The sequence below is a fragment of the Paraflavitalea pollutisoli genome, assembly GCF_029360705.1.
Taxonomy (GTDB): Bacteria; Bacteroidota; Bacteroidia; order Chitinophagales; family Chitinophagaceae; genus Paraflavitalea; species Paraflavitalea pollutisoli.
Genome location: NZ_JARKMX010000008.1, coordinates 1318554 through 1332787 on the forward strand (window position 1 = coordinate 1318554; position 14234 = coordinate 1332787).

Sequence of the window (14234 nt, forward strand, 5' to 3'; positions counted from 1 at the left end):
AATGCCCATCCGGGGCCAACCGGCCGCAAAATTAGGCACATTCCGACAATAAACAAGGCGGTCAGGTAACGCCCGCAGGCCAGCCATCTCCCCCATCCGATTCCAGCCACCATTTGTCTGCCCCGGCAAGCTATCTGTCCGGCTGCCCCTATTCACCACAAGTACACAGCAAACCTTGCGATAGCTTTACGACAGCACAGCAACAGCGCGCAAATCATGAGCTTTCCAACAAAGCATTCTGAGCTGTACAACAAAAGGCAATACCCAACAACAAGTCACCTTTGTAGTGACAATAAAGCATTTCATTTATGAAAACAGTTAATAGCGTTTATATCGACGGGAAATTTGAAACACCCCACGGAACAGAAAAAGCAGCCATCATCAGTCCGCTGGATCGACAGCCCATCGCCAGCATCGTGTATGCAGACCAGACAGATACGGAGAAAGCCATCCAGGCAGCCTCCAAGGCATTGGTAACCTACAGCAAAACCACCGCCACGCAGAGGTCCCAATACTTGATCGCCATCCACGACGAGATCCTCAAGCGCATCGATGACCTCATCGACGTCACCATACGCGAGTATGGCGCACCGAGAGAACGGGCCAAATGGGCCAACCTCATCGCCGCCACGACCTTTGCCGACCAGGCAAAAGTGTTGGGAACATACGCGTTTACCACCACCGTCAACGAATCGACGGTGATCAGAGAAGCAATCGGTGTAGCGGCCCTGTTCACGCCCTGGAATGCGACAGCCGGCGCCATCGCCTTAAAGGTAGCAGCGGCCCTGGCCGCAGGTTGCACGATTGTTTTAAAGCCCAGCGAGTTTTGTCCCTGGCAAGCGGAGATCATCATGGAATGCATCGATGCGGCAGGTTTGCCGGCTGGCGTCGTCAACATGGTCAATGGCCATGGCGAAGTGATCACAGAAGCGATCATGCAAAGTGCTGCCGTCACCAAGATATCCTTTACCGGATCGACCCTGGTCGGAAAAATACTGGCCAAAAGAGCCGTTGATACGATGAAGCGGCTGACGCTGGAGCTCGGTGGCAAATCGGCCAACATTATCCTGGAAGATGCAGACCTGTCCATAGCCATCCCCATGGCCTTGCAAGCCGCCTTCATGAACAACGGACAGGCTTGTATAGCCGGCACCCGGTTGTTCATCCCCGCATCAAAGAAAGACGAAATAGAGGCTTTGCTGATCAAGGCAGCCGACACCTTCACGGTGGGTGATCCCCGGCAAGGCGATTTCAAACTGGGGCCACTGGCGAATCAACGGCAATACGACCGCATTCAGCAGTACATACAGATCGGCATCGACGAAGGTGCCACCTTACTGGCAGGCGGCCTGGGGCATCCCGAAGAACTCTCGGCAGGTTATTACGCAAAACCTACCGTCTTTATTGGCGTAAACAACCAGATGCGCATTGCCCGCGAAGAGATCTTCGGACCCGTACTGTCGGTCATCACGTATAACAGCGAACAGGAAGCCATCGACATGGCCAACGATTCCGACTATGGATTGATGGCCTATATCAGCTCCGGTAACCACACCCATGCCACCGAACTTGCGCGTGAGCTCAAATCAGGGCGCATACTCATCAACACCCTGAAGCATGACCCGCTCGCACCCTTTGGTGGATATAAACATTCCGGTATCGGCCGGGAGAATGGCTTGATCGGGCTGGAAGAATTTTTGGAGATCAAGACGGTGATTGGGTGAACCTGCTGTAAGTATAAGAAATTCAGGGGTTCGTACAAGCGCGAGCTTGCAGAATAGGCTAGTTTTGAGCTGCAACCCGGGGTGGGCATAAACACCAGGGACAAGACAACGCACCTTCCCTACTCCCGGCGCTCAACGATCAGTAAGCGGAATAGCTTGCAAGGAATGCCCCGTCAGCATGGTCAGCTTTTTCATGACAGCTTGCAAAGGTAAGTCGCGGGACACCGGACCAAAGTGGTAAGTACTTATCGAATCGGCCAATTTGTCGTCAACGATTTGAACAGCATACCAACGCTCGATCTCGGTCTTGATGATAGACAGGGGCGCTTCGCTGAAATAAAAGGTATTTTTCCTGAAGCTCATTAAACTGCTTAAACTTGCCCGGATCCATTCAAATTGTCCAGCCACACTGACGCGCAAGACCTCCCCGGCTTTCAGCCTGGCAAACCTGGCGCCGTGCGCCACGGCTGCATTGCCCGCTACCAGACCTATGATCGTTTTATCATCCCCTTCGACCTTTACCAGGAATTCGGCGGCCGTAGCCTCGATCACCAGCCCATTGGTGCTGACAGAGAGTTGACTCGTGGTGTCATTGGCAACAGAAAAATAGGCGGGCCCGGATAATTCAATGGCTTTTCGGTGCGCGTCCGGAGCAATAGGAACGCCCAATGTAGCATAGGGCTCCAGCAAAATGGTGGTGTGATCTGGCAACACGACCTGCACAGGATGGCGGGGCATGGTAGTAATTTTGTTGGTCAGTTCCGTATTGTAAGTAGTTGTATCCCAATGGCTGTATATAATTTGTCCTTGCACGTCGCGATACAATACAGAACTACCCTGCTGAGCCAGAATACCCGTATCAGACTTCCCAATAGGCAAATGCACCCCATTGGCCAACTCGATCATGACAAGCGTATCTTTTCCGCCGGTCGACTTAAAGACCTGTACGGCTACGATCGCATGATTGTCGGGCAACTTACCATGGGGCCGATAAAACACCAATAGTAAAACGCCTGCGATGGCAAAGAGCACCGCGGGTATGACAAATACAGGCCACCGCCAACGTTTAACTGTCCGTTGAGTTGGAGCAAGAGCGGCATCCGGGCGCAGCATTTCAAGCTCATCCGGTCGTTTTGGGGAGACATTTTCGTTCATAGGCATTAGCGCTGCCTATATACCGAGCAAATCACAAAAATTACTACAAAATGCGCACATTAAATTTTTACCCCCGACGTTTACGGGTGTAGCTATTGATTGTCCGTATTATGCAAAGACAAGCGCACAATACCATCGCTGATAGCTTTCAGATCGTGGGGAACGCCTTTGACAAGCGCGATGAGCATTCCTTGCTCAAGCCGGTGTTTTTTACCCTCCACGCCAAAATCAATGCTGCCAGCCAGCACTTGAACAGGTATGGGTTGAGACGCTGTGTGCTCCTTCAATTCTTGTCCCGCCTTGAAAGTTATCCTTATTTCCCGCACCCAGGGACTATCAGCAACCGCCTTCAAACCTGCCAATAAAAGTGTACAATTCGACTACTTTGTATTCCTGATTTACTTCATTGTACACAGGATTGCTAACTACTGCTGCGCACTTGACTATCATTCGCAGTATGGATGTTTTGGAATAGACAATTTCCGGCCAATAAAGCTTATGCTCATCCCATCCCTGTTTAATAAAACGATCTCTTCATACACTGCCTGGATACATTTCACATATTTTATATTTTCACAATTTCCCATCGGAACATTACCCATCGGAACGAATGGACAATCAAGGGTCGATCCTTTTTGTCGGGGCACATCCAGACGATGAAACAGCCATCAGTGAAGTACTGCACAAATATGCCAGTTTGGGGAATAAAGTGGTTGTCATCATTGCAACCGACGCAAAGACGGTACAAGGGTTACGACAATTCCCGCCGGAGATTCATTAGGCAAGATGAGACAAGCAGAGACCATCTGCGGCTGCAAGAAACTGGGAGTAGAGCCTCCAATATTTCTCGGCATTGAAAGACTAGATACGAAAATCGGAACAGGTAAATACTTTAGAGAACATCAGCGATTCATGGATTCATTAAGAGTAAGCATACCGTTAATGAACCCTGATATAATAATTACTGCCGGACCTGACGGCGACACCCATCATTCGGAACACATTGTCGTCGGCGCTACTGTGACAGAATTGCTACTTGCAGAAGGCTGGGTGGAAAAATATCCGCTATACCATTTCGCCTGGAAAAAAGGAATACAATCCGTGGAAGAGGGCGGTTATGTAAGCGATCAGTATTTCAATGTGAAAGTCAGTTATACCGCTGAGGATGAAAAAAAAGCAATAGAAGCGATGAATTGTTACCTAACCCAATACACCGGCGAAGAATTAAAACAAGAAACTGCCAATAAGTTGAAAGATAGCTCCAATACGATCTACTTTAGGAGATTTGTAGTGAAGAAAGGGGATTGAAGAACGATTTTGAATAATAAGACACCCCTTAGACTCCACAAGGGAATTGCTACAAAAGAAAAAAGCAGCCTCTTACGAAACTGCTTTTCTAAAAGTCGGGACGACTAGATTCGAACTAGCGACCCCTTGCACCCCATGCAAGTGCGCTACCGGGCTGCGCTACGTCCCGAAACTTATTTAGTTCCGAACTACTGGCCTAATCAGCAAGTAGTTACGATTGGGGGTGCAAATGTAACCCAAATTTTTATATTTCAAGAAAATAGGAGAATTTTTTCGCGATATTTTTTCGCAAGACGCTCTGATTCAGGCCTATGGCCTTACCATACTATCCACCCCACGTCTCGCTTCTTCCACGCCTACATACTGCAGGCACTCGGCTTTCAAGGCATAGACCAGGTTCTTTGTTGTTAGTATACCACCCTCCTGCACCACGGGTATATATAGAACTTGCTTCAAAGAATCGTACACGATCAATTGCTGGTCGTCGCCGCGCTGCTCATCATATTGCGTCATATCATAACTCACATCGATACTGTTCAACCGGCCAGACCTTGTTTTGAACACCTGTACCGTGTCGATCAGTTTCCCCTCATCGATCGTGAACGCCTTGACCAATTGACCACGCAGGCTTGTGGAATAAACCCCATGTGACACCGCCAGGTAATGCGGCTTATCGTTTATAGTGACGGTATAGATGCGCGAAGTCCAGCCACCGGGATCGCCCTCGCCATCAGGCACAGGCTTCGTCGCATGTACACCGTCATTCCCCTTCCACTGATACACGGCGTCAAAATTATGCATGGTGCCACCCGTCCAGTTATCCCAGGAATAGATGCGGAATTGGCCATCAGCAGCAGTAACGATGGAAACCTGTGCCGAATCCTGCAGCCTATTAAAAGGGTAAGTGATACTCGCAGCATTCGACGACGTAAGGCTATCCATCCATTGGCGAAAAACGCCTGCGGGATAACCCAGACTATCCGGATCAATAGCCTTGTCATTAGCCAGATTGTCGTACTGGCGGATCAGCAATTGCTCGGCAGCAGCCAGATCATGCACCGGAAAAGTCTGACCGGCAACAACTGCCACCGGAGCAGGGGCCACCTTAGCGGAGTCTGAGGAGGCGCAGCCACCAAAGGCCAGCAAAGCACTGCAACCAACAAAACAAACGATCGTCTTCTTGATAGTCATCATCCAATCAGTTTTTCCCATTAAATAATATTAGTCAGTTCATATTGTCATGCTCCGCCAGAAAAATAATAAAAATCCACCACACCGTATAGCCCTCCCACGAATACAAGTGCCCAACGTCGCGCTTACACGAAATAAAGTGGCAAATGCGAAGGATAATACCACGCAAAACGCAGCAATCCAAAATATTTCGACCACGCGAAACCCTGACCAGCACACATTTTCCCGCGCCCCCCCTCTACCAGGCACATCACTCCTGCACACAGGGTACAGCTTTTGGATGACCACCACGTCAACATCATTTTCGCTCCTTCCCAACAGCAGGGAGCTAATATCAACTCAACAAAGTAGTATGAAAAAGTTTGCAATCAGTCTGACAGCCTTGCTAACGGCTTTTACCCTCACCACAAAAGCCCAGCACGGTGGCAATGCAGGCCACGAACCCACCAAAAATCCACCGAAGATCCTCTTCAACAAACAACTCCCCACCAACCTGCCCAAAGAGCAGGTCGAGGTAGCCTATGTTGTATATGCACCCGGCGAAATTTCTAAACCACACCGGCATCCCATGGCCGTTGTCGGTTACGTACTGGAAGGCGATATCGAAGTGACTTTTGAAGGCGTAAAAAAGACCTACCACCAGGGAGATGTGTTCTGGGAAGAACCAGGCGGCCTCCACAACCAAACCAGGAACCTGAGCAATACCAAAGCAGTGAAGCTGGCAGTTTTCCTCGTAGGGGCCAAAGGAAGCCCCCTGCTCGTGCCCGAAAAGTCCAAATAATAGCAACCGAATGGCTACCTCCTGTCTACCCCGTAGCTGCTCCATAGCTACCGGGTAGATGGGGCGTACCGGCCGGTAGTCAACGCCAGGTCAACCCCGGGTCAACTCCAGGTCAACCCCATGTCGGGAACCATCAAATGCAGGAGGGACGCGGGTTTAGATGCTCCCGCAGCGGCATAACCAATCCCATGGCGGGTTTGATCAAATGGAAGAAAGTAGAAAATCGCCATTTCATACAGTAAACCACCCTGAGAATGAGCGGTATAGCAATATACAGTTTCCGGAAGGCGATTCCTAATAAAAGATCATTTCGGGCGGTAATGCATCGCCACGATGCCGCAAGCGAAAGGCACCGCCTCTACCAGCTGCAGTGGCCGCTGGCCACCCGCTTCCTTGAAGATCGGCATCCCCGCCCCGATCGCCGAAGGATTCACCAGCAGGAAATACTCATCGATCAGGTTATGGCGCACCAGCGACGATACGAATCGCGCCCCGCCACAGGCATAGATCGATCCACCTGCCTGCTGTTTCAACTGTCTCACCTCGTCACCAATCCCACCCTTGGCCAGCGTCGTATTGGCCCAGGGCGATTGCTCCATACTGTGCGTAAACACCACCTTGGGCGTATCCGTAAAGATGCGTCCACCCTCATGCTCCGCATGCGTCGGATCGGCCGCCACGCCAGCCCAGTAAGGAATAAATCCCTCCGCCAGCTTGCGACCCAGCACGATCGTATCGATGTCAGCCACGATACGGCCTACATACTGGTTCAGGTCGGCCGACCAATCCGTCACCATCCAATCCATTTCGCCGTTCGGACCAGCCACAAAACCATCCAGGCTGATCTGCATTTGTAATTTGAGCTTGCGCATACGGATCATTTTACGTAGCTACAAACATACAGGGCAACAAACATTCACGACACACCCAAATACGACTTTCGCAGGGGGCAATTGCGGCCCCGGTGATGTTACGCTCCCTTCATCATACCCACCAGGTAGGCCAGCGCCCCCTCCGCATGCAACGCGTCCGTTTGCGCCAGGGTAAGCGCTGCCGTAGCAGACGCACGGGCGCGCATCGCTACCTCATATTGTTCGATGGCGGTACGGGTATCGGAAAAGCGTTCCTCCGCCAGGCAGTTGCAAAGCTCCAGCGCATCCAGCATCGCCATATTCACCCCCTCGCCGGCATAAGGCGGCATCAAATGCGCTGCATCGCCCAACAGGGTGATGTTCGCTTGAGCGTCCCACACCTGGTCCAGCGGCATACAGTATTGCGGCCTCACCACGAAATGCACCTGGTCATTGTCAAACAGTTCATACCATACCGGCGACCACTGAGGGAACTCCCGCTTAAACCAGGCCAACACTTCGTGCCGATTACTATAGTCAATGCCTGATCTCGTAACCCAATCCGCCGGCATACGGCAACCGGTATAGAACGATAGGCTACCATCCCCCTTCGCACTCAGGATCAAAGTTTGCTGGTGCCCCATCGCAAACAATTTACCACCCACCACCAGCTCGTGCCAATAAGGGGCCTGCGTGGCAGCCTCATACACCGATCCTTCCACCACCGTATATCCGGAATAGAAGGGACCAATCGAAGTAACATACGGCCTGATCTTGCTGTTGGCCCCATCTGCCCCGATCACGATATCGGCATACACCGCTTCCCCTTGTTGAAAGTGGATCATCCAGCCATCTCCAAAAGGCGTTAACGCCTTGAAGTTACAGTCCCATACCACCGTACCAGGCTGCAGGGAGTCCAACAGGATATCCCGCAACGGACCCCGATCGATCTCCGGCCGGAAATGGGCCGAATCAAAGGCCGCATCTTCCTTGACGGCATGATCATCAAACACCAACTCGCCCTGCGCGTTGGCAATACGCATCCTGTCGGCCCCGGGGCGGTAATTGGCTTTGAAAGCATCCAGCAGGCCTGCCGCTTCCAACGCACGCAGTCCCGATTCCTGGTGCAGGTCGAGCGTAGCGCCCTGCACCCGCACCTGCCGGCTGGCATCGCGTTCATACACCTGTACCGATACACCTTGTTGCTGAAGCAGGCGGGCCAGGGTAAGGCCGCCAGGACCACCACCAATGATGGCAATTTGTTTAGTACGAATAGCTGTCATAATCATTCGATTGATGACACAAAGCTAGGAACGTGGCAGGGTGCTGAATTGAATAAATCGGCCGTTTTGATTCTTGTACAAGGCACGGGGCGTTACCCCGGCAAACTTCTTGACCTCGCGGATAAAATGGGCCTGGTCGGCAAAATGGTCCTCGGGGAATAATTTACCGGCGGCGATCTGTGGAAAGGATGCACGGAAACGGAGAATACTGGCATAGGCCTTCAGCGATAGCCCGAATTGCTGGTTGAAATAGCGATTGATCTGCCGGGCACTCCAATATACTTTGTCTGCCAGCTCCTGCACCGTGATGGCCCCCTGCGAGGCATACAGCAAGGCAAACAGCTCCAGCTTGCGGTTATCAGGCGTAGCCGGTAAGGCATCACCGATCAACCCGAATGCCTGTTCACAAAACCCATCGAAGTCGGCCAGCGCCGCCTCGCCCAGCCCCCAATAATCATCCGGCATCACAGCCGCCGAATGAAGGATCGGCGTAATGGAAGTACGCAACACATACTCCACCGCCGGCAACCGGAAACTGACCGCAAACAGCGTTGCACCCGGCGCCAGCACCGTTTGGGAGGCGTTACTGTCGATACCCAGCAAAAGAACATGAAAGGGCTCGTTGGCAGACCGCGCAAACATCAGGTCTACCCGCCCATCGGGCAATACCACCACCTGCTTCGCGTGGCCGGCCCGGTTCACCAGCATCCAGCAACTCTCCACATATGGGGCGAGCGCAGCCGGCGGCGGCACAATCTTGTACAACAGGTCGGGATCTTCCATCGCCCTGCAAATTAGCCGAAATGGCACAAAAAAACAGCGTGCACGAAAGCACGCCGTTTAACCAAATCATTGCTTTAAACAATGAGCTATTTTACCAGCAACTTCTGTGTACTGGTGCCGGAAGTATTCTTCACCTGTACGATATAACTGCCGGGCAGTAATTTGCGCGGATCAACGATATAGTTCTTACCGTTGGTCGTCGTCTCAAATACCTTCGCCCCCTGCAGGTTCAGGATCGTAATCACCGTTTTATCATTGGCAGGGTTGATGAACTCGAGCGACAACCGTTGCGTAGGCTGTATCGGGTTGGGATACATCTGGAATTTGTCGGGATTGATGATCCTCGTAACCGCTGCTACCTCGCGGGTGGCATGATAAGCATGGTTACAGTATTTAGACATATCGATGCCCACCTCACCTGGCTGTTCTCCACCGGCTATCCGCGAAGAAGCCAGGGTGGCTGACTGATACCATTTGGTATTGATATTCGCAGCCCCGCTGATACCAGTCACCAGGCGCAGGCGATAATCATACTTCGTCGTACGGCTGCTTTCGCCATTGTAGATATGATCGGTATTGGTGATCACCGCGATCACTACATTGCTGGCAGCCGGTTGATCGAGGCGCAGGCTCAGCGATCCCGAAGAAACGACCTGGCTGTACACCGGCACACCGGTTGTAGTGCGGTACACCAGTTGACAGGTCATATTCGCGCCGATCGGCTCAAAGTTCACCGTCACCATATTACCGGTTACCGTCAGCGGTATCTGGTTGGCACCCGACCAACCCGGCAGTGTACGCGCTTCCGGTGTCAGCAGGTTGCTGGCATTCGTCGTAGCCACATAAGGCGTAGCCGTCCATACGGCCGGCGTCATCCACGATGGCTGCCATTCCGCACCGATCGACTGACCAAAATGCGCATTCAGCAATGCCAGTATCGCATTCTTCCACGGACCGAAATCCACCAGCGCCTGCTTGGCCCGGTATTCAGAGATCAGGCGACGCGTTTGCGCCGTACCGATACCGGAAGCAATACCTGCCAGTACACGGGTAGGCGAGTTGCGCCAGATCCAGGGCACAGCACCATCACCCAATACATTACCCAGGAAGGTCGGGAACGAACTGCTGTACTGGTGACCACCCAGGTACGTACGCCATGTGCACAACTGCTGACCACTGGAATTATAACGGTTCACGCCCTCGGCAGAAGGACCCCCAAAACTGCCATCTTGCAACCAGCCCGAATAACATTCGATCGGCATGAACGGCGCAATGAAATCGGTGCCATTCAGGTCACCCATCGAACTGAAATTATTCGTACGGCGTGCATCCGCCGTTTGCTGCAACCATACATTACCCCCTTCATGAAACCAGGCCGATTGTTTCACACCAGGCAGATCGGCCAGCAAGGAGTGGATACCCTCGTGCACCATCGCGCCCTGCTGCGCCACCCGGTCCGAATAGGTACAGGCCGGGTCGAAACTGTAAATGGGATAATAAGAAGCCAGTACCATCGGCCAGTTCGTACCATTGTAGCTGATCGCACTCTGCCAGCCACCCAACGCGGTATTGGGCGCATTGTCGGTGCACAGCCCCGAACCATAGAGATACACCGCACTGCGGTAACCATTCTTGGCACGCAGGTCCGGAGGCCAGCCCATCGTATTCCGGAAATACTGGAAGTCGGTATTCATACGCGCCAGCATCGGCGTGATGGAATTGGTCGTTACCAGCGCATTCTTATTGGGTCCCCAACGGAAACACCACCAGTTGGATGATTGCGTACCCACCACCTGCGGACAATCATTCAGTACATTGGCAGGCGTAGGCAAGGAAGGAAATTCATCGGCAAAATTATAACTGATATTGGGCGAATAAGAAGGCCAGGTATACGGATCGCCCGTACCACCGCCACCGCCGACTACGGTACCCATCACCCGCCACTCGAGGATTCCGGTACTTTGGGTGGTGTTGCGCATCGTTACCCGTATACGCGACAGGTTGACCGAGGTAAAGCTCAGGGTATTGAAGGCATTCTTGACCAGCGGAATATTACCCAGGCTCACCCAGGCCGTACCGCTCCACCGTTCTGCATACGCCGTAGTAGGCGTTAGTACACCACCATTGTCGTCAAACCAATACACCTGGATAGAAGTGACCGCATAGGTCTGCGCCCAATCGTATTGCACCCATTGCAGCGAGTTGGGATTGTTCCAGTTACCATAAGCGCCATGTGATTTGTCGTTGGAGTTGGCAGGAGTAAAATTATCATTGAGGGCGGCAATCGTTTCCCAGGATGACACAAAGGAAGTGGTAGCGGTTGCCTGTGGCGCCACATTGGTTTGCGCCGTAGCATAGTTTATAAAAAGTGAACAATAAATGATAACAAGGCATAGCTTGATAGGCTTCATAAAACAGAAGGTTTAATTTAAGCAATAAAAGTCCTGTACGATGCTATCAGCCGGCCATAAAGAACAGGCAGGCATGGCAGCAGATCGTTGATTACTGCGCAGCAATAAAAAGCGGGTAAGGATACCTCTTGCAAAAGGGAAAGTAAAAAGCCAGGGGAGTATTTGCTATCAGTTATAAATATACTAACGTCGCCCTACACCGGGCAACCATATATTAACCGGTTATAGCGTAATCTTTACTTGTTATATTGACAATTATTGACCGGGTACACTCCTACTCACTACGCAGGGAGTTGGTAGGATTGGCCAGCGCTGCCCGCACCGTTAGGGTAGCCGTGGTCAACAAGGCGATGAGAACCAGCATCGTAACCGGCGCCAAGAACTGCCACCAGGTCAATGCGGCACGGAAGGCATAAGCATCCAGCCATTGCCGGATCAGCCACCACGCAACCGGCAAAGCCACCACGCTGCAAAGCAAAATAAGGCGGATCACATCCCAGGTCAATAACAGCAGGATGTTTTGTACCGATGCACCCAGCACTTTGCGAATGCCGATCTCGCGGATACGACGGGCCGTAGAGTAAGCCGTCAAGCCCAATAAGCCAAGGCAGGTGATAAATATGGCCAGCGAAGAGAAGACGAGGAAATTGCGGCTGAAATGCAGCTCCTGCTCGTACTGGCGACCGTAGAATTCATCGAGGAAAAAATAATCGAAAGAAGACTCCGGAAAGAATTGTCCCCACACATGCTCCAGCGCAGCCACCTGGCCACGCATGGCGGTGGTATGAACTTTCACGGAAAAATATTCGGCAGGGATCCAGTTCAGCGCCCGGTCCATGAATAAGATGAACGGCGTATAATCTTGTTGCAACGATTGCTGGTGATAATCCTTCACCACCCCAATGACTTCATTGGGTGTCTGTGTCAGCGTTTCTAGCCACACCCGCTGGCCGATGGCCGCTTGCGGCGACGCAAAACCAAACTGGCGCACCGCCGATTCATTCAACACCAGCCCAGTAGAATCGGCAGGCCGGCTAAGATCGAAGGCGCGGCCCGCAATCACCTGCAGCCCGTACATGCCAATAAAGGCATGATCCACCTTTAGCATTTCATACGTCCGCTCATCGGCTGCCGAAGCACCAAAGCGGCGATTGGCCAGCGACTTGCCCACCGCACGGCCAGGCACAGACCCCGAACTACTCACCGCAGCAACGCCCGGCAAAGCCCGCAAGCTATTCTTCAGGCTGCTGACCTTTTGGGCATAATCAGCCGTCTTCACCGGCGCTTTCACCACAATTGTCTGCTCCAGGTTGACACCCGTTTGCTCACGCGTCATGAAATGCACTTGGCGATACACGGCAATCGTTCCGGCAATCAATAAGATCGCCGCCACAAACTGAAACGCCACCATCCCTTTGCGCAGCAACACCCCGCGTTTGGAGAAGCTGAAACGGCCTTTCAGCACGCTCATCGGCTTCAGCTTCACCATTACCAGCGCCGGGTACATGCCGGCCACCAGCGTGGCGGCAATGAATACGGTCGCGGTATGCCACAACACCGTGCGGTCAAACAGCAAACCATTCCAGGCATTGGCGCCCAACAAGGTCGGCAGCCAGGCCGTCGTCGCCAGCACGATGCCGATGGCCAGCAGCAAGGCCACCACATTCAGCATCACCGACTCCAACACGAACTGGATGATCAACTGACTATTGGGCGCTCCGTTTACCTTGCGAATGCCCACCTCCCGCGCCCGGTCGAGCGACTTCGTGGTAGCCAGGTTGATATAGTTGATATACGCAATGAACAGGATCACATACGCAATCACGCTCAGGAAACCGATGAAGAAACGATTGCCCTTGGTCTCGATCTCGTACTTCTTGGCGGTGTTAAGGTGTATGTCTTTCAAGGGCACCAGGTGCACGCCCCACCGGAGATCTTTCAAAGCAGGTTCCGTCTTGTACTGCTCGGCCATCGTCGGAAAACCACTTTCCAGCGCAGCGGCAGAAGCGCCTGGTTGCAGTTTCAGGTAAGTATAACTGCTATGCTGGTACCAGTAGTTACGGGTCCAGCGCCCGGAAGTAGCCCACGACAGCAGGAAGTTGAACTGCAGGGTCGAATTGGCAGGAAAATCCTGGAAAACGGCCGTAACCATACAGGGATAGCTGCTGGTCTGCGTCGACACTTCCAGTATTTTGCCCACTGGATCGTCCTGGCCAAAATATTTGCGCGCTGCCGAGGCAGAGATCGCCAGGCTATTGACGCCCTGCAAGGCCGTGGCGGCATCGCCTTGCAGCAAAGGATAACTAAAGAAGGAAAAGAAATTGCTGTCCGCAAAACACACCTGCTCTTCCCGGTACTTGATATCCTTGTAGCGCACCACCCGCTCGGAGTTATTGCGGTTGATGCGGACATAAGAAGCGATCCCAGGCAGGTGTTCATACATCGCCGGCGCATACCCATTGGTACTGGAAGCCCAGTCGTCTGTCATTTCCTCGCCTTTGTAAAAGCGGCTCTCGACACGGAAGATACGGTCGGCATCGGCCTGGTCCTGGTCATAGCTCCGTTCAAACTGCACATAGGCCCCAATGAGCACAAAGGCAGCAATACCCAGGGCAAGGCCAAGCAGGTTGATGGAGGTGTAAGCTTTGTGTCGCAGGAGATGACGCCAGGTCACGAGCAGTATATTCCGGAACATAGGTTAGTTTTGACGCTTGAATATACCATTTAAATTCGACCCCGGCATCGGT

At 52.5% G+C, this 14234-nt stretch carries 11 protein-coding genes and 1 tRNA gene; 3 read left to right on the top strand and 9 right to left on the bottom strand.

The window, feature by feature from the left end:
* The first annotated feature begins 308 nt into the window (after positions 1-308).
* Positions 309-1724, top strand: coding sequence for an aldehyde dehydrogenase family protein (locus P2W70_RS19045; protein ID WP_276483101.1), 1416 nt, complete (start codon positions 309-311; stop codon positions 1722-1724).
* Positions 1725-1856: 132 nt separating this feature from the next.
* Here the strand turns inward: P2W70_RS19045 and P2W70_RS19050 are convergent, their stop codons facing one another.
* Together P2W70_RS19050 and P2W70_RS19055 are read right to left on the bottom strand one after the other, a co-directional pair.
* Positions 1857-2756: a FecR family protein gene (locus P2W70_RS19050; protein ID WP_276483102.1), complete on the bottom strand. Its 900-nt coding sequence runs from the start codon at positions 2754-2756 to the stop codon at positions 1857-1859.
* 215 nt (positions 2757-2971) lie between these two features.
* Entirely contained in the window at positions 2972-3232 is a 261-nt protein-coding gene (locus P2W70_RS19055) for a cupin domain-containing protein (RefSeq protein WP_276483103.1), read from the bottom strand.
* 406 nt (positions 3233-3638) lie between these two features.
* Here P2W70_RS19055 and P2W70_RS19060 point away from each other — a divergent pair, with 406 nt between their 5' ends.
* Positions 3639-4187: a PIG-L deacetylase family protein gene (locus P2W70_RS19060; RefSeq protein WP_276485381.1), complete on the top strand. Its 549-nt coding sequence runs from the start codon at positions 3639-3641 to the stop codon at positions 4185-4187.
* A gap of 95 nt (positions 4188-4282) precedes the next feature.
* On the opposite strand, the gene P2W70_RS19065 is transcribed toward P2W70_RS19060, so the two are convergent.
* Positions 4283-4356 (bottom strand) — tRNA-Pro (locus tag P2W70_RS19065).
* A 140-nt stretch (positions 4357-4496) separates the two neighbouring features.
* Entirely contained in the window at positions 4497-5381 is an 885-nt protein-coding gene (locus tag P2W70_RS19070) for a hypothetical protein (protein ID WP_276483104.1), read from the bottom strand.
* A 349-nt stretch (positions 5382-5730) separates the two neighbouring features.
* Here P2W70_RS19070 and P2W70_RS19075 point away from each other — a divergent pair, with 349 nt between their 5' ends.
* Complete coding sequence (locus P2W70_RS19075; protein WP_276483105.1) at positions 5731-6159, top strand: cupin domain-containing protein; 429 nt, start codon at positions 5731-5733, stop codon at positions 6157-6159.
* Positions 6160-6464: 305 nt separating this feature from the next.
* On the opposite strand, the gene P2W70_RS19080 is transcribed toward P2W70_RS19075, so the two are convergent.
* From P2W70_RS19080 to P2W70_RS19100, 5 genes are all read right to left on the bottom strand, one after another.
* A complete protein-coding gene (locus tag P2W70_RS19080) occupies positions 6465-7031 on the bottom strand; it encodes a dihydrofolate reductase family protein (RefSeq protein ID WP_276483106.1) in 567 nt (188 codons plus the stop codon).
* Between the two features lie 98 nt (positions 7032-7129).
* Positions 7130-8293, bottom strand: coding sequence for an FAD-dependent oxidoreductase (locus tag P2W70_RS19085; protein ID WP_276483107.1), 1164 nt, complete (start codon positions 8291-8293; stop codon positions 7130-7132).
* A gap of 24 nt (positions 8294-8317) precedes the next feature.
* On the bottom strand, positions 8318-9076 hold the full coding sequence (locus P2W70_RS19090; RefSeq protein ID WP_276483108.1) for a helix-turn-helix domain-containing protein: 759 nt from the start codon (positions 9074-9076) through the stop codon (positions 8318-8320).
* A gap of 86 nt (positions 9077-9162) precedes the next feature.
* Entirely contained in the window at positions 9163-11487 is a 2325-nt protein-coding gene (locus tag P2W70_RS19095) for a T9SS type A sorting domain-containing protein (protein WP_276483109.1), read from the bottom strand.
* Between the two features lie 274 nt (positions 11488-11761).
* Positions 11762-14182 carry an ABC transporter permease gene (locus tag P2W70_RS19100; RefSeq protein ID WP_276483110.1) on the bottom strand — a complete coding sequence of 807 codons (2421 nt, stop codon included), beginning with the start codon at positions 14180-14182 and terminating at the stop codon, positions 11762-11764.
* Positions 14183-14234: the final 52 nt, after the last annotated feature.

What these genes read in the sequence shown, in the direction of transcription:
- P2W70_RS19045 (WP_276483101.1), top strand. Translation starts at nt 309, where the DNA reads ATGAAAACAGTTAATAGCGTTTATATCGACGGGAAATTTGAAACACCC.
- P2W70_RS19070 (WP_276483104.1), bottom strand. Translation starts at nt 5,381, where the DNA reads ATGATGACTATCAAGAAGACGATCGTTTGTTTTGTTGGTTGCAGTGCT.
- P2W70_RS19075 (WP_276483105.1), top strand. Translation starts at nt 5,731, where the DNA reads ATGAAAAAGTTTGCAATCAGTCTGACAGCCTTGCTAACGGCTTTTACC.
- P2W70_RS19080 (WP_276483106.1), bottom strand. Translation starts at nt 7,031, where the DNA reads ATGCGCAAGCTCAAATTACAAATGCAGATCAGCCTGGATGGTTTTGTG.
- P2W70_RS19085 (WP_276483107.1), bottom strand. Translation starts at nt 8,293, where the DNA reads ATGACAGCTATTCGTACTAAACAAATTGCCATCATTGGTGGTGGTCCT.
- P2W70_RS19090 (WP_276483108.1), bottom strand. Translation starts at nt 9,076, where the DNA reads ATGGAAGATCCCGACCTGTTGTACAAGATTGTGCCGCCGCCGGCTGCG.
- P2W70_RS19095 (WP_276483109.1), bottom strand. Translation starts at nt 11,487, where the DNA reads ATGAAGCCTATCAAGCTATGCCTTGTTATCATTTATTGTTCACTTTTT.
- P2W70_RS19100 (WP_276483110.1), bottom strand. Translation starts at nt 14,182, where the DNA reads ATGTTCCGGAATATACTGCTCGTGACCTGGCGTCATCTCCTGCGACAC.